Source organism: Paenibacillus sp. JT31N11, from assembly GCF_056269285.1.
In genome coordinates this window covers 1,126,949-1,148,641 of the sequence record NZ_JBWDNQ010000001.1, presented here as the reverse complement: position 1 = coordinate 1,148,641, position 21,693 = coordinate 1,126,949, and the positions used below count along the sequence as shown (strand labels likewise).

General features: G+C 49.3%; 15 protein-coding genes. 4 read left to right on the top strand and 11 right to left on the bottom strand.

All coding sequences use genetic code 11. The features are described 5' to 3' along the window. Positions 1-4 precede the first annotated feature (4 nt). The 5 genes from AC0YNV_RS04965 to AC0YNV_RS04945 all read right to left on the bottom strand — a co-directional run bounded on the left by AC0YNV_RS04965 (position 5) and on the right by AC0YNV_RS04945 (position 4,505). On the bottom strand, positions 5-469 hold the full coding sequence (locus AC0YNV_RS04965) for an MEKHLA domain-containing protein (protein ID WP_475766337.1): 465 nt from the start codon (positions 467-469) through the stop codon (positions 5-7). A gap of 13 nt (positions 470-482) precedes the next feature. Beyond that, positions 483-1,658, bottom strand: coding sequence for an acyltransferase family protein (locus AC0YNV_RS04960; protein WP_475767301.1), 1,176 nt, complete (start codon positions 1,656-1,658; stop codon positions 483-485). Between the two features lie 108 nt (positions 1,659-1,766). Then, positions 1,767-2,204, bottom strand: a complete 438-nt coding sequence (locus tag AC0YNV_RS04955; RefSeq protein ID WP_475766335.1) for a rhodanese-like domain-containing protein — start codon at positions 2,202-2,204, stop codon at positions 1,767-1,769. A 106-nt stretch (positions 2,205-2,310) separates the two neighbouring features. Next, complete coding sequence (locus tag AC0YNV_RS04950) at positions 2,311-3,198, bottom strand: LysR family transcriptional regulator (RefSeq protein WP_475766334.1); 888 nt, start codon at positions 3,196-3,198, stop codon at positions 2,311-2,313. A 686-nt stretch (positions 3,199-3,884) separates the two neighbouring features. Then, complete coding sequence (locus AC0YNV_RS04945; protein ID WP_475766332.1) at positions 3,885-4,505, bottom strand: DUF7010 family protein; 621 nt, start codon at positions 4,503-4,505, stop codon at positions 3,885-3,887. Positions 4,506-4,750: 245 nt separating this feature from the next. On the opposite strand from AC0YNV_RS04945, the gene AC0YNV_RS04940 reads away from it, so the two are divergent. Further along, positions 4,751-4,984, top strand: a complete 234-nt coding sequence (locus AC0YNV_RS04940; RefSeq protein WP_210046460.1) for a spore germination protein — start codon at positions 4,751-4,753, stop codon at positions 4,982-4,984. Between the two features lie 277 nt (positions 4,985-5,261). On the opposite strand, the gene AC0YNV_RS04935 is transcribed toward AC0YNV_RS04940, so the two are convergent. From AC0YNV_RS04935 to AC0YNV_RS04915, 5 genes are all read right to left on the bottom strand, one after another. Beyond that, entirely contained in the window at positions 5,262-7,328 is a 2,067-nt protein-coding gene (locus AC0YNV_RS04935; RefSeq protein WP_475766330.1) for an MGH1-like glycoside hydrolase domain-containing protein, read from the bottom strand. Positions 7,329-7,332: 4 nt separating this feature from the next. Next, a complete protein-coding gene (locus AC0YNV_RS04930; protein ID WP_475766328.1) occupies positions 7,333-8,277 on the bottom strand; it encodes a carbohydrate ABC transporter permease in 945 nt (314 codons plus the stop codon). 127 nt (positions 8,278-8,404) lie between these two features. Next, positions 8,405-9,325, bottom strand: coding sequence for an ABC transporter permease (locus tag AC0YNV_RS04925; protein WP_475766327.1), 921 nt, complete (start codon positions 9,323-9,325; stop codon positions 8,405-8,407). A 187-nt stretch (positions 9,326-9,512) separates the two neighbouring features. Continuing rightward, on the bottom strand, positions 9,513-11,072 hold the full coding sequence (locus tag AC0YNV_RS04920) for an ABC transporter substrate-binding protein (RefSeq protein WP_475766325.1): 1,560 nt from the start codon (positions 11,070-11,072) through the stop codon (positions 9,513-9,515). A 97-nt stretch (positions 11,073-11,169) separates the two neighbouring features. Further along, positions 11,170-12,603, bottom strand: a complete 1,434-nt coding sequence (locus AC0YNV_RS04915) for an ABC transporter substrate-binding protein (RefSeq protein WP_475766323.1) — start codon at positions 12,601-12,603, stop codon at positions 11,170-11,172. Between the two features lie 99 nt (positions 12,604-12,702). Here AC0YNV_RS04915 and AC0YNV_RS04910 point away from each other — a divergent pair, with 99 nt between their 5' ends. After that, on the top strand, positions 12,703-14,550 hold the full coding sequence (locus tag AC0YNV_RS04910) for a cache domain-containing sensor histidine kinase (RefSeq protein ID WP_475766322.1): 1,848 nt from the start codon (positions 12,703-12,705) through the stop codon (positions 14,548-14,550). Beyond that, positions 14,525-16,144: a response regulator transcription factor gene (locus AC0YNV_RS04905; protein ID WP_475766320.1), complete on the top strand. Its 1,620-nt coding sequence runs from the start codon at positions 14,525-14,527 to the stop codon at positions 16,142-16,144. The genes AC0YNV_RS04910 and AC0YNV_RS04905 overlap by 26 nt, the downstream gene beginning before the upstream one ends. Positions 16,145-16,269: 125 nt before the next feature. Here the strand turns inward: AC0YNV_RS04905 and AC0YNV_RS04900 are convergent, their stop codons facing one another. After that, complete coding sequence (locus AC0YNV_RS04900) at positions 16,270-19,488, bottom strand: hypothetical protein (RefSeq protein ID WP_475766318.1); 3,219 nt, start codon at positions 19,486-19,488, stop codon at positions 16,270-16,272. 426 nt (positions 19,489-19,914) lie between these two features. Here AC0YNV_RS04900 and AC0YNV_RS04895 point away from each other — a divergent pair, with 426 nt between their 5' ends. Next, positions 19,915-21,681 carry a sensor histidine kinase gene (locus AC0YNV_RS04895; RefSeq protein ID WP_475766317.1) on the top strand — a complete coding sequence of 589 codons (1,767 nt, stop codon included), beginning with the start codon at positions 19,915-19,917 and terminating at the stop codon, positions 21,679-21,681. Positions 21,682-21,693: the final 12 nt, after the last annotated feature.

The window sequence follows — 21,693 nt, the reverse complement described above, 5'->3', positions numbered from 1 at the left end:
CAAATCAAATAAAACGATGCTCCCGGAAAGCAGCAGCCTGCCCATGGATTATACCCTTGTCGTCAATAAGATTCCACACAGTCGCCTGCATGATGTAGAATCTCCGGCCATTGCTGGAAATCCGGATTCCCGTGTAATTGTCGACATAGCCATTTTCGCTGACGGCTTTAAGAAAGCTTGCCCGCTCCTCGCGCTCCATCGGCTCTGCAGTCAGTCTCGACGGAGTGCTTGTAAACATGTCCCAGTCCATCTCCCACAGCTCCTGTGCCGCCCGGTTGCCGAAATTCAAGATTGGATCGGATTCCAGTCCATGGGACAATATCACGAACGGCCGATTATACAGCTGATCGAATTCCTTGCCGGATTCGGGTGCTTCGTCCAGGAGAGATGTGCCCGTCAATCTCTCATAGCTGTCCATGATTAATCGAGCATGCTCATTCGTTGCTCCAACACCGGTATATTGCGTCATTATTATGTCCTCCCTATCCTTGCCGGTATTTGCTCAAAAAATATTTAATATGCGATTTTGCGTTCGAACCGGAATGGGTCAAATATTTCCCCAATTTCACTGAGGTCGTTTCCACCGTATAATACATCGCAGCCGCCGCTCCGAAGGATATGATGAATGACAACCCTATTAATATAATAACGGGCATTGTCCCATTGAACAAATAAAACATCGTTACTATGACGATCATGTGATAAAGATACAAGCTAAAAGAGATCTTCCCTATAAAATGAACAGGTTTAATGAGCAAAATCCGTTTGAGTGCAATCGAATTCATACTGGCGACAATAAAAATGCAGCTCCCCGCAGCAATCGCCCAATCGTTGATAATAAAAAGATGAATCGTGGAATTGTTTGGCATGATTAACCAGACGTACATATAAAGGACCAACCCAATAACCATTACCGCAGCTTTTACCCTGTTATTCAATTCACCGTATGTACGACTGATTAATTTCCGATGCTTTGCCAATAAGGCGCCCAATACAAAAAATGCCGCGTAATGCGGCGTCAGCAAATAGGAGGAATATCCATTAAATTGTGTCATGTCATAAGCAAACCCTTTCAGCAGAACATAATAAACAATGAAGTACATAACAGGCATTGCCATCAAAATGCCAATATTCGTTTTTAAATTGGTTTTCATCAGCACAAATACAATAGCAGGGAATAACAATGAAATTCTGAACTCATGAACCAATGACCAGATGACAGGATTTAACGTCATCGACTCTATTTCATCCAGCAGAATCAAATGTTTGATCAGTTCCGGGGTGGATAGCCCTTTCGTCCATATTTCATTAAACCAATCACTCATCCCTGCTATTCCACCAGGTGAAATGAATTTCATCATCAGCACAGCTATACAAACTGAAACCCCGCTTGGCAGCAAAATTCTGCACATTCTTCTTATCGTGTAAGCTTTATAACTACTTTGTTTCCCATCCCAATATGGCAGTGAAAGGACAAATCCGCTTAAAATAAAGAATAATATGACCGATTCATGACCAAGCCAAAAAAGATGCAGCGGTGTGTTCTTTAACGTGTCAATCCAATTGACATTAGGAATAATGATGGACAAATGCGCCAGAATCACCGATACCGCAGCCAGACCTCTTATGGAATCAAGCTCATCAAAACGTCTGCTTATACTCAGATAAATACCCCCAATATTCTCTTTAAAGAAAAATGATGTTCTTTATAAAGAATATACGATAATATTCTTTATTCCAAGTGATTCTTTTGGGGGTATTGAGATCTATCCAATCAATGGAGCCGCTTGTCCTAAACTTCCTTCTACTTCATTGCCTTCCCTCCGCCAATATTCGATCCCGCCGAGCATCTCTTTGACTTTGAAACCAAGTCCGGAGAGGCGGGCAGCGGCTTTTGTCCCGCCATTGCAAGCAGGACTCCAGCAATAGACAACAATCACCAGATCTCTGGAAAAAGATGCGGTTGTCTCTTCATTGATTTGGCTGGATGGAAGATTGATGGCACCCGGAATATGGCATTCTTCATAAGCCTTGGTGCTGCGGACATCGATCAGCCGGAAGCAGTTAATGCCAAGCTGTAAATCATGGCGGACATCTGCTGCGTCCGTTTCGAGCGATAGCTTGTTCATAAAATGCCGATGGGCATCCTCCGGCAAAGCAGCGGGCGTTTCAAGTACAAGAGATACATGGGGGGTATTATTCATATTCGTTGCCTCCGTCAGGGATTTGCATTCAAGCCGGCGAATGACTTGAATTAACTATAGCACAGCCCCTGCAAATGGAGTTATCGATAGAAATCGAAACCATAGTTCAATGATTTTGATAATTGGTTCCGAAAATAATTTCCAGAAACCCGAGAAAAGCTTTGGATTTCCACTTTTTTTTGGAGTAAACAAGCTGTGAATAGAATTTAAAATCCGGATGGACAAATGGGATGGCCGCAACCTGACCCTTCTGAATCTCTTCAACAACCACGACGCGAGGCAGCAAAGCAATCCCAAGTCCATAAATGACGCACTGCTTGATCGCCTCCAGATTACCAAACTCGTAGGATAATGTATAATTTACCTGGTTGCTTTTTAACGTTTTGAGCAGCAATGCCCGATACGTACAGCCATCTTCGGTCAAAATTAAAGATTCGCTCTCGAAATCTTGAACCTGAATTTCGCTATGGCCGGCAAGCCTGTGGGTTGGGGCAACAATTACGACCAGTTCCTCTTCTCTCAGGATGCTGCTGTGAAGTTCGGGGTCGGCAAAAGGCGGATCCATAATAATTCCGATGTCCAGAGCGCCTTCTTTTACGGCTTCAATAATAAAGGGCTCGTTTGCCGGTTGAATCGTCACACTGATTCCGGGATATTGCTGGCGGTACGATTGAAGATGGGGAGGAAGAACATAGGCTGCCAACGTTTCGATCGTTCCAATGGAGAGTGTCCCTCTGGATTGTTGTGAAACAACTTCCTTTGATTCCTCGTGAAGTCTTAATATATCGTTCACATATAGCAGAAGAGCCTCGCCGGCAATCGTCAGCTTCATATTTCGACCGAATCGCTCTACCAGAACCGTCCCATAGGTTTCCTCAAGCTTCTGGATCTGCATCGTAATACTCGATTGGGCGTATCCCAATACTTCGGCGGCGCGTGTATAACTTCCCCATTTTGCTACCTCGCGAAAGGTTTTCAGATACGTAAATTCCAACAGCAATCACCCTTCCATGCAGCTTTTAACGTAATTAGATAATACCATTGATATATATCCATGGTGCAATACCTGTTTTTGTAAGAGTCTCTCCCGCATCGCAATTGCCGCTTTGAGAGAAGCAAAAAGCTGCCTCGCGGCAGCCCTCAATTGACTCACACTATATCCGTTGAAGCAACAACAAGGGCAGCTGCTGAGCGTTACGTTAAATCATACTACAATCCCGCCATTTGAAAATGATGCTGCAGAATCAAGTTTAAGAGATTATTTTATTTTTGCCCGGCACTTCTTTTTATTTGTTGGAACTCCACTGGTGCAGCAGCAGTCATCCTGCTCATTACTTGTATCCGTATCTGTATGTGTATCCGAATTCTCTTCCTCGGAGCCGGAATTCGAAGATGTGGAAAGGTTTTTGACATTTCCAAAAACGACCGTTCCTTCGTTCTTACCGATTATCACCAACCCAATATGACAACACATGGCAGCATCAGCGTCCTTTTCATAATATCATCAGATAATATATATATGAAAAGCATGTTTCATGCGCCATGGCTGTTTCAGGAGTTACAAGAGCCCTTTTTTAATAGATAGATATATGGAAGACAAAGTTTACCCTATACATTGCTCAGATTTCTTAAGAAAAGAAGCGCGGCCTAGGCGTCAAGCCTTAGCCGTTTCTTCTTGTTTCATACAGCACTTCCCAGCAGTCTTCTTCCCATTTGCCAAATGACCACACTGGTTCCCCAGAGGATCAAGGCAGAGCCCAGTCCAACCACAGACATAAATGCACTGATCTGATGATCTCCCAGCATCACGTTCACCGGCACAAATAGCCAAGTTCCAATAGCGAGCAAGCATAGAAGTGCGCCTGTAATATGATAGAGTCTGACCTTGAAAAGAGAAGCCAACGGGAAGAAATGAACACCGACAATAATGGCTGTTACAAGAGGTATAAGATCCGTGTGATGGGTATGACTACAGATGGCCACCGAGATCCCGATTGCTGCACCTTCGGCTGCGAAAATGATATTAAACCAGACACCTACGCGCTTGCCTCCCCTGGAATCACCTTTCATAACTTGATTGGTTAATTTCCGCGAGGCGCGTATCAGCGAACCGCCGCCAATGCAGAGCACGATACCTACGGTTACGGCAGCAGCTAACAGCATCAAAGGCATTCCCCATCCTTGCAGCCCCATGATTCCCGTATACGCCCAAAGTGTGCCAAAAACCGCCATAAATAGAACGCCCGATGCAGTTCCGCGCACTGCGGCTCCGGGGATGGTACTTGATGCTTGTTGTGACATAATTGAAAATCTCCCTTCGGTTTAAGTGTTTCCCGCGATTTTTCATAATGCTTGCGGTGCCTCACTACTGACTTCATCTTACCGAAACAAGCATCAAGCCGGTATTCATGAATGTAATGTCTTGCGGATGACAAATGTCATATAACGAAAGCCTTCGGTGAAGAGTCGAATTGAAGCTGACGGAACCGCTGGGCGTTTGTTGCATATGATGGAATATCAAACGGTTGAAGAAGGAGTGAAGAATAATGCCCGTTGTAATTGGAATTTCCAATATTAATAGCGTAAGCTCCAGTTCTGTTGTTCAATACGGCGATGCTGTTCAATTGTCCCCCTCCAGTACATCAAAGTCATATGCTGGTTCCGGCGCATTTTTAACCGGCTGTGTGGCCATTTCCAATAACGCCCTAAGCGCCACGAACACCAATGACCCTGATGTTATAGACAACTCACAGAGCGAAATAGCAAGCGGTGTAAATTAGTTTGAACTGCATCTAGATCCCTAAGAAGAAATGGCTGAAAGCCGTCCTTTGGCGGCAAAGTTAGTTTCTTCCCATAAACTATCAGAAAAGATGTGGACAAATTTATCCTTTCTGATATTTCAAGAAAGTCTGATATTATTCGGGCTTTTTTTTGTTGCCAATCAAATACCTCCATCAGCGGGATGGTCAAAAACCCATTCAGCGGACAATGAAAAACCGCCTGGACAGCAAAATGACGCCGGTACGGAACCGGCGTCATCACTTCAATTGGTGGATTCTATATCTCGCAGGGAGCAGGCGCTCCTTCATACGTTGTAACGCCATCTTTGACGACCTTGCAATATCCCGGTCTCATATGAACATCAATGAGCTGTCCCCGGTAACGGTAGCCTGTAATCGAAATGCTTCCTTCTTGAGAAGGCTGCGGGAACACGGTGAGCGTTCCGTCAGGCTTGGGCGTCAAGCCGGCCATACCGAATAAAATGGCTTCAGCTCCGCCCAGCCCTGCGATGACGTTTGCCCGCTTGTGACCCGGCACGGCAGGACGGTCGCAATAATGCTCCTGAGGGTAATAGGGCAGATGCCGCCCCATCCAGAACAATCTTTTCAGCACATCCCAAGCCAGCTCAGGCTTGCCGATTTCCCACAAAGTAAGGGCAAGAACGGTGCTTTCCCCGGTATAGCTGCCTCCGCCGGACCAGTCCGGGTCATTCAGCTCGTAATGAACCGTATCCTCCGCCGATATGCTGCTTACGCCGTACGGAGCCAGAAACGCTCCGTCGCGCAAATGAGTCAGCAGAGCGTCTGCCATATTTTCGGTGCATGCTCCCATTCTTAGCGTATCGTAAGCCTGGATCGAATATACTTCTTCCATATGTCCATCCGGATACCGGCAGAGGAACCAGCCGATTTTCTCATCCCACAGATGTTCCTTGATCGAGCTGCGGATCCGTTCCGCTTTTTCACGCCACTGGGCGGCCTCCCCATCGCCCAGCCGTTCCGCCAGATCCGCCAGCCGGTCATAGCACCACGCCCGTTCGGCATTGGGACTTGAGACCACATGCTCATGTGCGGCGCTTCTCATTTCCAGCAAATTATGCTGCTTCCCATAATCCAGCAGTTCATTCCAGACAGGGAGCCTTTCTTCATCGTCCAACAGCAGCTTCCGCAGCACATCATACAGCTCTTGTCCCTCTCCATGCTGCTGCAGATTGCTCCATACCAAATTGAAGAACGACCAGAGGCTGTATGCATACGGGACATCCCTGCCCTGACCGTCCGGCGAGAATCTGGAATGCCGGGCAATCCCGCTATTGGCCATAAGCCGGGCAAACTCCAGCATTTTATCGCTCCCGAGCATCATCGCCAGCGTCCTGCCGGCATATCCTCCGGCATCCCATGGATAGCAGCAGATTCCGGCTCCCTCTATACCCGATACGACAGGAAACGGCTGCATGGCAAAATCTGGATGCTCCCACATGCAGACCAGACCGCTCACCAGCGAACGGCGGTAATAATCCTCAAGCCCGGGAATATCGCTTGTAAGCCGTGGGATGGATTTGCACATTCGATCGACGCGTTCCTGCCATACCGATTCCGTTCTCCGCTCCCACCGGGAGAGATCGTCGGGAGCGGCGCATGCTTCACCGCTGGCCGACAATACGACCGCCAGTCGGAAGACGGCCTCTTGTCCGGGGAGCAGGGATGACGGTTGAATTTCTTCATTAAATAATGTCATTCGTACCCGGTCATTTTCCCATATCCCCGTATCGACTGCCTGGACAGGCTCACCTGGAGAAGGATGACCATAATCCCAATCGCCAAGCGGCTGATAGCCGAGACGGCCGGGCACAAGCTTCGGCTTGACGCTCATATCAATCGTTCGGGCGGTACGATTGCCGATTCGCACCGTCATCATGAACCCGGCCCGATCCGCCAGCGGAACCAGAGAACTGTGAGCTGACAGCGATATTAACCGGCCGTCGATAAAGTAGTGGTAGGTTCCGGTTCGTTCAATACGATCCGGCCGCCACTGGGCTCCCGAATAAAGAAAGCCGCAGTCCCCTTTTCCCCGATTCCCCGTATCGCTGACGAGATGGCCGTCAGCTTCAAAGTCCAGCAGCAGCTCGACATCGCCTGCCGCAAACGGTGGAGAATATAGTCCCTTAATTCCTGTGACGGTATTCGCCAACGGTGCAGCGGTGCTGTAACCGCTGCAAACCCATATATGATTTTCCGGAGCCAGGCTGGCCCGCAAGTCAAAAGCAAAATCGTTTAATTGATAATTCATCGTGTCACCTTTCCATTTCGTATGAATGTTCGCAATCGTTGTGTACCTATTCACCGTACTAGCCTTTCACCGCTCCTACCGTCAATCCTTTTACAAAATATTTTTGCAAGAACGGATAAACGAATATGATCGGACCGATACCGATGATGGCCATCGCCATCCGCACCGTTTCTGTAGGCACCTTCGCCAGCTCTCCCCCGGCTACCGAGGCATCCACCATGCCGGAATTCAAATATTGAATCTGTGTGATTACTTTGTACATCAGGTACTGCAGGCTGACTAGTTTGTCGTCGTTAATGAACACCATACTCGTATACCAATCGTTCCAATAGGCCAAGGTCTGGAATAGACCAATCGTCGCCATAACCGGCAGGGACAAGGGAAGAATAATTCTGGCATAGATTCTGAATTCCCCCGCGCCGTCGATTTTGGCCGATTCGATGAGCGAATCCGGTATCGTATTCATGAAGAAAATACGCATAATGATGATATTAAAAGGCGCGACGAGCAGCGGGATAATCAGTGCCGCCAACGTGTCTTTCAATCCGGCCGCAGAGTACGTCAGGTACCAGGGTACAAGTCCGCCGTGGAAGAGCATCGTGAAAAAAACGAAGAATGCCAAAAAGTTCCGGTAAGGCATATCTTTTCGGGAAATCGGATAAGCGAATAAGGAAGTAACAATCAGGCTGATCACCGTGCCGATGATGGTCACGAGGATCGAAATTCCGTATCCGCGAACGATCTTCTCCGCATCCTTGAACAAGTACTCATATGCATACAGGGTGAAATCTTTTGGAATGATATTATAGCCGAATTCCACAATGGACCGTTCGTCCGTGAAGGATACGGACACCACCAGCAGCAGTGGAAACAAACATGCGAGGCTGATTAACCAGAACATAACGTTCAGCGCCACATTCGAGCCTGTCGAGATTTTGTTGCTGTAATTGTATGATTGCGATTCATTGACGCGCCCTGCAGCTTCATGACTGTTGGTAGACATTCTCTTGTTCCTCCTAAAAGCTTGTGATCTTTTCCACCTCTAAAGAATTTATACATTCAGGGAAATCTGGGGACAACAGCGATCGAAAGGCGGTTCCGCTTGCGCAGCCTGTCTATTTCAGCGGAATTTAAAACATTGCGTTTTCTTTACTGATTCGGCGTACGATCATGTTGGTCGCAAAGACGATGATCAAGCCCACAATCGACTGGTAGAATCCGGCTGCGGCCGACATCCCTACATTTCCGGTCAGCAGGAAGGACCGGTAGACGAAGGTATCGATGACGTTGGTCGTCGGATACAGCGGTCCGGAATTGAGTGGAACCTGGAAGAACAATCCGAAATCCGCATTAAAGATCCGGCCGACCTGCAGAATGACCATGACGATAATAACCGGAAGCATGAGCGGAATTGTAATTTTCTTGATCTGCTGCCATTTTGACGCACCATCGATAACGGCAGCCTCATAATATTCATGATCGATCGCAACAATTGCGGCAAGATAGACGACCATCGTGTAGCCGACGTTTTTCCACAGATTCACAAGCGGTAAAATGTAGACCCAATATTTGGGCTCGCTGTACCAGGAGATGGAATCAAACCCGAGCGGTTCGAGGATCGCGTTGTTGAGAAAGCCAAAGCCTCCCCCAATAAAGGCATATACCAGATAACTGACGACGACAAACGAAAGGAAGTAAGGAAACAGCAGGCTGCTTTGAAAAAATTTGGCCATTTTGCGGTTCCTTAATTCATTCAGCGCGATCGCCAGGAATATGGCGACTGCCGTGTTCAGGAAGATGAATACCGCGTTGTACAGCACCGTGTTGCGGGTCGCGTTCCAGGCGTCTTCGGTCTGAAATAGGTATCTGAAGTTCTCCAATCCGACCCATGGACTCCCCAATATACCGCCATCGAAATTATAGTTCTTGAAGGCGACAATGACCCCAAACATCGGTATATAGTTGTTGAAAATCAATATTGCCGCTGCAGGAAGCAGCATCAGAAATAAAGCGCGGTAGCGGAAGATTCTAAACAGAAAATTGCGTCTCATGCAGTCAAGCCCTCTCCTCTTTTTGTATGTTGTACTTTCATTTTATAATTCAAGGTAAGGTTCTTGAATAAAACAATCTATGAAAGCTTTAAAATATCTATTGGCTTTCCAGGCATGCAAAAACAAGCATCCCAAACCGGCTATGGCTGCCGGCCTGAGATGCTTGCATGTTCAATGGAGCATTATTTTATTTGGCAGCCATAAATGCGTCAATCTGCTTTTGCTTCTCGGCCAGCACTTTATCCGAACCGGCTTTCTTCATTTTATCGAGGAAATCAGGCAGATCTTTGGCCGGATCCATAACACCTGTCGTCAAGCCGTCAATATAAGCTTCGAAAATATTAACGATAGCTGATTCTTCATTTTTCACAGGCTCCGCATCGTAGCTGAAGCCAAGCAGCGCGGATTGCGTCGCAGAGTCATTGAATGCCTGGAATTTCTCCCACTTCTGCGGATCTTCATTATCCCACAGATAATTAAGGAATTGATTACCAAACATATAGTTGATGCCCGGTGTATAACCGCTTCCGCCTGCTTGTACGCCATCAGGCAGTTTGATGATATTGTCGCTGGACTTCACATAATGCTTGCCTTCAACGCCGTTAACCAGCGTATTTACCAACTGCGCATCCGTATGGAGCAGATTGATGAGCATCATGGCGCGTTCAGGATTCTTGGATGTACGGGAAATCGCGGTCATCGATCCGTTCAGATCGCCGTTCGTCGTATATGGTGGGGTGAGCTCCACCTGTACAAGCTTTTGTCCGAAGCTTGTGCTAAGTTCCGCGTCCTTACCCGGCTTCAGCTGCTGCCACTGCGCGAACACTTTGCCTGCTTTATTAGCTGCTGCGGCGTCCTTCTTCGTAGCAGGATCGTCCTGGAAATACCCTTTTTGGTTCCAGCTGCGTATGAGGTTCAGTAAATCCTTCATTTCCGGCGTTTCAAACTGGTTAATGATCTTTGCATTCGTGTCGCCAATCATGATTGCGCCAGGGACCTGGTTATTGCCTACAGCTTCGATCGGAAGATCGCCGACAACGTTGCGGTTGGCCCAGAACGGCGTCACATCCGGCTCATTTTCTTTGATCGTTTGGAGCATCGGCTCAAGGTCCGCAAACGTTTTGATTGTAGTCAAATCAAATTTGTATTTGTCGACCATCGATTGATTCAGAACGATACCGAATTGGCTGGCAAGCTCCTTTTCGACCGGAACTGCGTAATTTTTTCCTTTTACCGCTGTGCCTGTCAGATAGAACGGATTGATTTGTTTTTTCATTTCCGGTGCGTATTGATCGATCAGGTCGTTCAGTTCAAGGAATGCGCCTTTGGCCACATTACCGCTGAAGTTATCCCAGCCTGCTGTGAACATCAGATCGAATGGTTCGCCGGAGGATACCATCAGATTGATTTTCTGAGCCCAGCTGCCCCAGTCGATCGCATGAATTTTGATCGTTGCATTGATTTTGTCCTTCAGCTGCTTGTTTAATTCCTCTTCGACTGCTGCTGTGTCTTTTTGCTCGGTACCCGGATAGTAAATCGACAGCTCAACCGGATCCAGAACCGGCTTCTCCGGTTCAGCCGCTGGCGCATTAGCATTATTCTGCGTGTTGTCGCTTGGCGTATTGCTTGTTCCGCTCTCTTTTGCATTGTTGCCTGAATTGCCATTCTGCGAGCATCCTGCAAGCACCATCGTCAACACGATTACGAGAGCAAGCATACTGGTAAAAAGCCTTCTTCTTTGTTTCATTGGAACCCCTCCAGCTATGATGTAAATGATTACGGTTTCAGTATAGGTTGTTTTCCGCTGAAACTGAATTAAATAATCTATGACTACTTTTAATAATCTATTGTGTTTCGCCTAATGGCTGCCGTGGATCGAACTTGGGGTTCACATATTCGTTAAAGCTGATCAGATTTTTAGAGACGGCGTCGTCCAGCGAATGATTATATTGCCGCGACAGCTCCTCCAGAATTTCCCCCGGCGGACCTATCCCCTGCAAAATATCCCTGTACGCCTTCATGCGCAGCCCGTCGCCCAAATTTTTCGGTGAGAACGGGGTCGTTTCATTCTGCAAAATAAACTTCGGCTCTTTCGGATAAGGCGATTCTTCGCCGCCAGGCAAAAATTGATCGAAGTTGTCCAGCGTCGGCTGGTACCCGGGATCATCGATAATTTCTTTCAAAACCGGTATGGTATAGCCTTGTTTATACTGTTCACCCATGAACGTGCTTGAATGGAGAAGCTTCCACAGATCAGCCGCCTCCTTCTCATGCTCCGTGTACGCATTGATGACGAACGGCGACTCCGGCGAGACCATCAGGGCTCCCTTTCCTTTATCCGACGCTGACAATAACGGCGGCATCGCGATGCCGAGCGGAAAATCCATCGTTCTCATGCCGCTTAGAAGCGCGAAGTCGCGGTCGGTCACGAACATCATCCCGATGTTCCCTTCCGAGAATTGGGTTAATGCGGTGTCGCTCTGCAGCGATGTTTCTCCGGGAAACAAACCGCCTTCTTCTTTCATCGCCAGCATGGTTTGAAACCAGGACTCATAAACGGTGAAGTCGTAGCTTCCCTTGCTGAAATCATAATGATAGACGCCGCTGTACGTGCCCGCCATTTCCAGCGCCTTGCGGAATGCCCCGTCATCGCCTGCCGGAAGGGCGAAGCCGTACCTGCGGTACCCCGTTCCCGCCTTGGAAATTTGATTGGCATCGCTTCTCAATTGTTGTAAAGTAGTCGGGGGACTGTCCGGATTCAACCCGGCGCTCTTCAGCAGCTCCTTATTGTAAATAAGCCGAAGCGTCATGATTTCCGAAGGAAACGCATAGAAGTGGCTGTTCTCCCTTGTGTAATCCACTACCCATTTGGGGAATGCGTTCAGAAATTGGCTGTCCACGACAGTCGACAAATCGACGAGCCAGTTTTTGAAAATGTACGTTGCAAGCCACCCGGTCTCGAGCTGAAACACATCCGGTCCTTCACCTGAGGTCATCCGCATGTTCAGGATTTCGTCATACCGGTCGAGCGGAAGCTTCAATAGCTGGACAGTATAGCCGGGGTGAGCCGCATTGAATTGATTGATCAGGCTCTCCATCGGCTTCGTCTCCACATTCGATTGAACGGCTAGCGTAATCGTTTTGCTTTGCTCATCCGCTCCTGACGGATCTGCCTGCTGAACGGCGTTCTCCTTCTGCGAGCATCCGCTCAGACAGATAGCAGCCGTAATGACGACAAGGAACCATTTTGATAATCGCGTACGAAAGCTTTTGTTCATTTATTCGGTCCCTTCTTTTATAATATGGAGACAAGCTTCGGGTAAAACGCTTTCAATATGCATAAAATTGCTTATTCACTGACAAAGGAGGCATTATATATGTTCCGGAAATTGGCCGCCTATTATCCATTCTACCCGATCAGCTTGAAATACCGGCTGCTGCTGTACTTCCTGCTTCTGGTCATTCTCCCGACGTCCATTATTTCCGTGACGATCTACAACGAATCCTACCAGACGATAACGGAAAACATCAAGGTATCCGTGCAAAAAAACTTGAACATGGTCGAAACGATGCTGCTCAAAAAGTTCGAAGAGATGAACGGCATCGCCGATTCCATTTATCTGAACCCGGATATGACCGACATCCTTTCCGCCGAACGCCCCATCGATCAAGTCGGTATCCTGAATGAGCTGACCAATTTGAACAAAATCATCAACAGCTACGATTTGCCCAGAGATGACCAGCATCAATATATATCGAAGCTGTATATGATGGACAGGCCGGAATATTTGCAATACAATTTCTCCCGGAATGTGTCCATCATCAGTCAAATCGAGACGGAGCAATGGTACGTCAAGCTGCCTCAAAAATCGCGTTATACCATTATCGGACTTCATGCCAATTCACCCGCGCAGCCCAATGTGTACACGATCATGCTGGCCAAGCGGCTGTTCGGCCTGAACAATGCGATCATTCCCTACGTCGGCCTGCTTACCATTGAAGACGACGTGGACGATTTCAACCATATACTTGACCAGCTGAAGCCATCCGTCAATAGCTCGGTGCTTATCATCGACAGCAAGGGCAGCGTCGTCGTAAGTCCCGATATGTCGTTGTTGAACCGCAACCTGTCCTCCGAGCCGTATATCCGCAAGCTGATGAACGATAAGCTTGGCCAGCAGTCCGAATCCTTCGAAGAGCAGATGGACGGCAAGACAATGCTCGTCTCCTACCGGCATATCGGAGAGTTCGACTGGACGGTCGTATCCATATCCCCCATCAACGACTTGAACGGCAAGCTTGTCTCCTTCCGCAAGGTGATGTATGTCGTATTGGCGCTGTGCATGATTCTGGCCTTTCTGATCGCCCTGCTGCTGTCCAATAACATTACAAGTCCGATCCGCAAATTTATCAAATCGATGTCCTATGCGCAGGAAGGCAATTTCGATCTGCAAATCCAATATTCGCGAAAGGATGAATTCACCTACTTATTCAGTCAATATAACAAGATGATAAAGCAAATCAAGGAACTGATCAATAAATTGTACGTAAGCGAGGTCAAGAAGAAGGAAGCGGAGCTGCAGGCGCTGCAGGCGCAGATCAATCCGCATTTCCTGTACAATACGCTGGACTCGATCAATTGGATCGCGCTGCGTCACAAGGTGCCGGAAATCAGCCAGATGGTCACCTCCCTCTCCGATTTCTTCCGTTACAGCTTGAGCAAAGGGCGCAATGTAATCCGTGTCGAGGATGAATTCCGCCAGGTGGAGAGCTACTTGTCGATCCAGCAGGTACGCTTCAAGGAACGCCTGGAATATTCGATCGAGGTGGAGCCGGAGGTGTACGGCCATTATGCCGTCAAGCTGATTTTGCAGCCTCTTGTTGAGAACTCTCTCCTTCACGGCATTGAGAGAAGGCGCGGGAAAGGCATGATCGCCATTAAAGCCCGCAAGTCGGAGAATTGGATTATCATCGAAATCAGCGACAACGGCATAGGAGCTGACGTCGATGCGCTGAATGCCATGCTTGAAGACGACGGCAAAAGAAGCGGCAGCTCATTCGGCATGATTAATGTGAACCGCCGGATTAAACAGCTGTTCGGCGCGGAATCGGGGATTCATTACAGCCGTCATGAGGGTCCGGGAGTGACCGTCACGGTCAGGTTTCCGTGTCTGACGACATTGGAGGGAATAGTGGAAGATGCTGAAGATGATTATAGCGGATGACGAATACAATGTAAGAGAAGGCTTGAAGGAAGTCGTTCCGTGGGATGAGATGGGCATCGAAATCGCGGCAGTCGCCGCCGACGGCCAGGAAGCGTTCGATCTGTGCCTGGAGCTGAAGCCGGACATTCTGCTCACCGATATCCGTATGCCGATGATCGACGGTCTCGAGGCTGCGCTGAAGCTGAAGGACCTGGGCGATCCGGTCCGGATTATTATTATCAGCGGTGCGCAGGATTTTAATTATGCGCAGACCGCGCTCAACCTGAAGGCGGACGGATATATCCTGAAGCCGATCAAAATTCCCGAGCTTCAGGAGACGGTCAGCAAGGTCGTCGCCTCCATTGCGGCCGAGCGCAGCCGGGAGGAGCTTGCCATTCGCCTCAAGCGTCAGCTGCAGGAGAATATGCCTGCGCTGCGGGAGAAATTCTTCGCTAATCTGGTGCTTGGCATGTACAAGAGCGAGCAGGAGGTGCTTGACAAGCTGAATTTTTTCGAGCTTCCTCTTGATCTTTCCAGCATGCGCTGCGTGGCGGCGTTCCAAATCGACGAATACGAGAAGGCGATCGAGCGGTACAACGAGGAAAACAGGCAGCTGCTGAGCTTCTCCATCAACAACATCATGGAGGAAATCGTCAACCGGCATGATGCGGGGATTGCTTTTTGCATGAACGAGAATGAGTTTGTCGTCCTGTTCGATCCGGTCGCCCCCGGCACCAGCCGGCATCTCGATATCTGCCAGGAGATGATCGGTTCCATCAACGAATATTTGAAAATTCCCATATCCGCAGGGATTGGCGAGCCTGTGCACAGCATGCTTCAACTGCACTATTCGTACCGCGAAGCCCGCTCGGCCATCGAATACAAATTTTTTACCGGCAAAAATTCAATTCTGCAAATCAGCGATTTCAAGTCGAACCGCTTTGTCGTAGAATATCCCAAGCTGTACGACGACCAGAACAAGCTAATCAATGCCATGAAGCTGGGCAATCGGGAAGAGGCGACGCTTAAGGTGAACGATATTTTCGATTCCGTATGCGCAGACCGCAATTGTCCTGTCGGATATGTGCAAAGCGTTTGTATCGAGCTGATTAATATGGCTTCCAAATCGTTCTACGAAATGGGCGAAATCATCGAGCAGGCCGGGGCCGATTTCTCCGCCAGATTCGGCGAGGTTTATGCGAAACGCGATGTTTCGGAGCTGCGTGCGATGCTGCTGTCGCTGTTCGGGGAATTGACCGGTTATTTTGCCGCCAAGCATAACCAGAAGAACAGCCACATGATCAATAAAATTAAAGCGATCATATCGCAAAATTATATGGAAAACATAACGATTGCGCGGTTATCGGAAGAGGTCTTCCTGTCTCCGAACTATATCAGCCTGATCTTCAAGCAGGAGACCGGTGAAAACATTACGGAATATGTGATGAAGGTGCGGATGGAAGCGGCCAAGGAGCTGATGAAGTCGCCCGATCTGAAAATCCTGGAAATCGCCGAAATGGTCGGCTATGAGAATGCGACTTATTTCAGCACCGTGTTCAAGAAATATACCGGTATGCATCCGCAGAAATACAGGACGCTTATTCAGTCGCCTTAGAAGAGAAAATTCAAGGGCGGGCTAAGCGTTCGGAAGCTGCTTCCAATGGCTGTTGTCACCAGATTTTCTGACTCAAAGCGAAAAAGGCCAGGTGTCGAATTGATCGAAACCCGGCCTTTTTTTTGTTAATTGTTTACAATACGGATATCATCGACGTATGGATCATAATAGCCGCCTGTAACAGTTGAAGCATAGAATCCTATGCCCTTGACCCGATTCCACAGGAAAGGCATCATTGTCGGCAGGCCTGTCGCGCTGTCATAGTAAACGCCCGTATCCGGGAATGCGGAGAACGGAATCGTCACTTCCACCCACTTGTTGCCGTAATCGGCTGCTGTCAAATAATTGGAAAGCGGCACCCTGCTCTCCACCGTCTTCCCGTTATTGTCGCTTGTAAGCTCAACCGATAAGCTGTCGACTTTTCGCTTCGAGTACACCCAGAAATGAATGCCCGCTGTATTTTCAAGCGATGTATAATCCATGAGAACCGATTTGGAAGCCGAATTTGTAAAATTAATACCGACAAGCGAAGGATCGAAGCCTGCCGTAAATTTCAATCTCAGCGACTTGGTTCCTTCCGCCGGGGTAAATACGGTACTGCTGTCGATCGCGTATCCCGAATTCATCGAATATCCGCCTTGGGCGGTCCCCAGAACGCCGGAGATGAGAAAGCTGTCATCAAACACCGGACGGATCAGATCGCCGGGTTGAGCGGTGGATTGACGGGTTGGCAGGCTTCCGATCGGCGCGTATTCCAGCTCGATTTCATGCCAGGCGTCGGCCGGAAGGTTCAGCTCTCCCGGTGTCGTCATGGCCAGCTGCTCATAGCCCGCCTCGCCCCGCGGACGCGTCCGTTTGATATACCAGGCCTTGGTCCCGGTAGACGCTTTAAGCTGCTTCAGCTTGATTTGCGGGCCGGTAATTTCATTATTCCCCGCATCCAGCGCTGTTCTGCTGACGATCAGCTTCTGGGCATCCGGGAAATCGTTCCCGTCGTTCGAAACCATGATCACCGTGGCGGACCCGCTGCTGCCTGTAATTTGCAGCCGGTTTAACAGCGCAGGGGGCTGGCTGTCCAGCAATCCGCTGAACGCTTCCGCCTGCGGCGCAGCGATAGTCAGCTGTTTGCGCTGCGTATTCTTGACGATTTGCCCCGTATCGGAAACAAGCGGGTTCGCAGGAGCAGTTGTCATATAAGGAGCCGTGGGCTGAGAAGCCGGAACAGGGCCAAAGGTCCGCCGGAAGCTGTTTATATTTTGCCATCCCGGCTTGATGGAATATTTGGGCGTCATCAGCGAATTATAGTCTGTCGCCCCCGTCGGATCATCCACATATATCGTCTTCGGATTTGTGCTTTTTGCAGTCAAGCCCTGCTTGAACAGGATGCCCGATGTGCGCAGATGATCCAGATTCATGCCGTCCGATTGCATTTCGCCGACCATATCGCCAAGGACATTGGGCTGGCGCTCCTCCCACATCGACCAACCGTCCTTGCCGAGCATGCGGTCACCGTGCTCCCATGCGAACCAATCGACGCCGCTCCAATCGTTAAACGATCCGTATGCACTGGCAGCCAGTAAAAGCATGCTCCGGTACGGCGCATTGACAGGCAGGCTGGCTGCCGCTTCCTGCTGGTTGATTTCACCGATAAAAAACGGCTTGCCTGCTATTGTGGTTTTGGTAAATGAATTGAATACATCGTCGAAATCCTTTACAATCAGCGGGTTGACATAATTGTGGTCCTCAATCAAATCCGATACGCCGGCCTGCATCTTCTGAAAGCTTTCTCCCCGCCACAGATTGGAGAAGCTCATTGGCTTCTGGACATTCAAGCCTGTCACATAACTTTTGATCCGGTTAAAATAATTCTGATCGAGCTCCCGCAGGAAATCGCCGCGTGCAAGCTTCTGCGCTGTCGTCGTCGGGGCATAAAAGTCGCATGGCGCAACTCCGTGAGCCGCGGTATAAGCCGCCCACTTCGTATTCAGAATCGTTTTCCAGTATGAAACGGCCGGAAACGCTGTACTCTCGAACTTGTTGCCGGCAGTGACGCCGTATTCCGATGAGGTCTCATTCATCGTCTCCAGATAAAGCACCTGCGGATCGCTGCCATAGGCAATGCCCGTGTAAGGATTGACATGCGTCAGCAAATTCCCCGCAAACTCCTCCATGAGCCGCGCCGCACGCTCGTCGATCATCGGAAGAAGGCGCACCAGATCGACGTTGCTCGGCATCTTGTTCAGTGCATCCATGGCCGCCATCCAATCCGTACGGTCCTGGGAGGTAGTTTGCATAATGTCCACATCGCCTGGCAAATATTTTCTGGATGAATCCAGGCTCAGCTGAATATAGATGCCGCGGGCGCGCAGCTGCGCATTAAGATAATCGAACCGGTCCCAGGCTTCCAGGTTCGGGTCACGCGTATTCGTGGTATACGTCGTCAGGGCGCCGATTTTGGAAATCGGGTTCCAGTCCAGACTGTTTCTCATCAGGTGATGAAGCCGGACGACGTTAATTCCGAGGGAATCCAGATTGGCCGCCAGATGGTCCGCCTGCTCGTGGGTCGGGTAGGTCGATACCAGATTCATCCCCCAGAAGCGTACCGGATCTCCGGTATCTGTCACCATATGCTCCCCTTGAACAGTGACCGGCTTGATAGTCGAGTTAATAAAACGGATATTATCGACACTGGGATCATAGTACCCGCTCGCAGTCGTATCCGCGAAGAAATTCAATCCCCGTACTCGGCTCCAGTCAAACGCCGCGGGGGTGGACAGATGGGTAACGGGATCATAATAAAAGCCGGTATCGGAAAAGTCATGGAACGGGATGACGATCCGCGTCCATTTGTCCGCATAGTCGCCGCTCTTCAAATATTTTGAAACCGGAAGCCGCGTTTCGATCAGATTCTCGCCGCTGTCACTGACGAGTCCGACCGAGAAGCTCGGCACCCTGGGGGACGCTTTCGGGTTCACCCAGAACTCCAGCCCCCCGGTGATTTTCATTTGCGGCGTTACAGCAAATGTATCCGCCGTCGAATCAGGCTTGATAAACCGTAAACCGACAATATCGCGGTCAAAGCCCGCAGTAAATTTCAAGCGCAGGGCATACGGCGCACTGTGAAACGTCGTTGTGCTGTTCGACACCGACTGGGCATTCTCGAAGCCGGCAGCAGACGTCAGATAAAATAAATCGTTGCCCGCCTGCGTGCTGTAAATGTCCCGCAGCGTGTCAGCCGGACCATCGGCATGCGACGTCTGTACATCCAGTAAACCGAGTGCGCTTGAGAACAAAATGACTACCGCGCCTATCCACGCTAACCTGATATGTTTTCGCTTTTTCATTAAACTTCCTCCCGTTTCTTTTAAAAATCGAATACCTCTCTGCCCTACCGCTTGCCAATCCGTTAATCCGCTTCATCGCCTCCTTGCAGAAAAAAACGGGCAAGATGCTACCTGTCTTAACCCCGGTTTTTACGGGCAAGAGATCACTCTCAACTTTGTTTATCAAGTGACCTAACCTTCCCATTACAAGCTTTATTGTATCCGCTTACATCAAAGGGTAAATAAAATAATCTACGGCGACATTTCATTTTCTATCGGCTATCGGGCAAAAGCAGCCAAGATGGGTGCATTTAAACCACATGCTCCTGGAATATCCGGATTTCTCCTGCACAATCCGACGAAAAATTAAACAATCCCGCTTTTTCTACCATGCAGGCGGTATTATTTATTATGATAGAAGCAAGAGAACATCCAAGGAGAGAATACATGCCCCTACTGAACTTGAAATGGCTCAAGAAGCTGCAGATTACGCCCAAGGTGTTTCTTATCACATTCGTTTGCTTCGAGTCTCTCATTTTGCTGCTGGGCTATTCCTATCACAAATATTCCTCAGCCATCCTTGTCGATTCACAAATGAACTATGCCGTGCAGATGGTGCAAAAGGCGGACAGCTACCTGGAAATGAATATGCAGCATATCCGCACCAACCTGCTTACAATCGCCCACGATACCAGGTTTGCCGAAGCGCAGTACGAGCAAATCAATCAATGGCTGAACGGCAATCTGATCCATTTCATTCCGAACGTAAGCAATATTCACGTCGTGTCCGGCCGGGAGGTTCGGGCCAGCACATCGCTAAACAGCTGGGAGCTGCCTAAAAATGCGTATTTAATGAAACAGCTTGAACAGATGACGGAATTCAACCGCATCTACTGGATCGGGCCGTACTTCTCGAACGTCTCCCGGCATACGCTTACTGCTGCGCTGGCCATTCCTTCCGCCGCAGGAAATCACGATATCCTCATGTTCGACGTCGATCTGGACAGCCTGTACCAGGCGCTGCTTCCAACCGACACCCCTTCCGCAAGCGGCGAGCTGGTCCTGCTGGACAGTCAGCGCAGCCCGGTCTTCGGCAGGGAGCCGTACATGCAGTATGACTACCGGGCGCACAGCTTCGCGCTGAGCGGCATCGATCCGGCTTTATTCCAGCAGGATTGGATTCAGACCGAGACGGAGGATGCGGAAGAACGGGAGATTATTATAACGCGCGGACTGAACGACATTACCGGCTGGCAAATCGTCTGGATCATGAACAAAAGCGATCTGCTGAAGCCCCTCGATTATTCCGTCCGGCTGTCCTGGTGGCTGGCGCTTGCTTCCCTGCTGCTCTCGACTGCTCTATCGTTTTTCATCTCCAGCTACATCAGCCGTCCAATCCGCAGGATCGCAGCCTCGATCAACGAGGTAAGCTCAGGCAACCTGAACGCCGAGGTCCGCTTGAACCGCCAGGACGAGATCGGGTTTCTGGCCATGCATTTCAACAAAATGACCCATAAAATCGGCGATCTTATCGATGAATTGAAGGAAACGGAGGAACAGAAGAAACAATCCGACTTCAAAGCGCTGCATATGCAAATTAAACCGCATTTCCTGTACAATACGCTGAACACGATCAGCATGATGGGCAGGCAGGGGAAGTCCGAGCAGATGGACCGGATGATTTCTGCTTTGACGAATCAATTGCATTATACGCTTGATGCGTCCCCGGCTCCCGTCTCCTTGCAGGAAGAATTGAATGCGGCCCGGAACTACGTTCAGCTTATGAAGAGCCGGTATCCCGGCAAATTCGAATTCGACATGGACATCGATCCGCTGTCGCTTGACCGGCAGTTGCCCAAATTCATTCTGCAGCCCCTGGTTGAAAATGCCATCTTCCACGGTCTTGTTCCAAGCAAAAATGAAGGCCTGCTGTTTATCAGCACTGCCCTTGAGGACCATTACTGGGAGCTGCTCATCGAGGATGACGGCGTTGGCATGAACGAACAATCGCTGAATGAGCTGACGGCCCGCATACATTACCGTGGACGTGAGGATCAGACGGGCGAACATATCGGTCTGACCAATGTACATGAGCGGCTTCGGCTAATGTTCGGGGTCGAATACCGCATCGAAATAAGCAGCGAAGCACACCGGGGGACCCGTATTACAATCAGATTGCCGATCGGCCCTTCGCAGCATACCTATTTGACATGAAAAAGGAGAGGC

Coding starts and splice junctions, on each gene's coding strand:
- AC0YNV_RS04945 (WP_475766332.1), bottom strand. CDS start 4,505: ATGTCACAACAAGCATCAAGTACCATCCCCGGAGCCGCAGTGCGCGGA.
- AC0YNV_RS04905 (WP_475766320.1), top strand. CDS start 14,525: ATGCTGAAGATGATTATAGCGGATGACGAATACAATGTAAGAGAAGGC.
- AC0YNV_RS04955 (WP_475766335.1), bottom strand. CDS start 2,204: ATGAATAATACCCCCCATGTATCTCTTGTACTTGAAACGCCCGCTGCT.
- AC0YNV_RS04940 (WP_210046460.1), top strand. CDS start 4,751: ATGCCCGTTGTAATTGGAATTTCCAATATTAATAGCGTAAGCTCCAGT.
- AC0YNV_RS04910 (WP_475766322.1), top strand. CDS start 12,703: ATGTTCCGGAAATTGGCCGCCTATTATCCATTCTACCCGATCAGCTTG.
- AC0YNV_RS04925 (WP_475766327.1), bottom strand. CDS start 9,325: ATGAGACGCAATTTTCTGTTTAGAATCTTCCGCTACCGCGCTTTATTT.
- AC0YNV_RS04900 (WP_475766318.1), bottom strand. CDS start 19,488: ATGAAAAAGCGAAAACATATCAGGTTAGCGTGGATAGGCGCGGTAGTC.
- AC0YNV_RS04965 (WP_475766337.1), bottom strand. CDS start 469: ATGACGCAATATACCGGTGTTGGAGCAACGAATGAGCATGCTCGATTA.
- AC0YNV_RS04895 (WP_475766317.1), top strand. CDS start 19,915: ATGCCCCTACTGAACTTGAAATGGCTCAAGAAGCTGCAGATTACGCCC.
- AC0YNV_RS04930 (WP_475766328.1), bottom strand. CDS start 8,277: ATGTCTACCAACAGTCATGAAGCTGCAGGGCGCGTCAATGAATCGCAA.
- AC0YNV_RS04920 (WP_475766325.1), bottom strand. CDS start 11,072: ATGAAACAAAGAAGAAGGCTTTTTACCAGTATGCTTGCTCTCGTAATC.
- AC0YNV_RS04915 (WP_475766323.1), bottom strand. CDS start 12,603: ATGAACAAAAGCTTTCGTACGCGATTATCAAAATGGTTCCTTGTCGTC.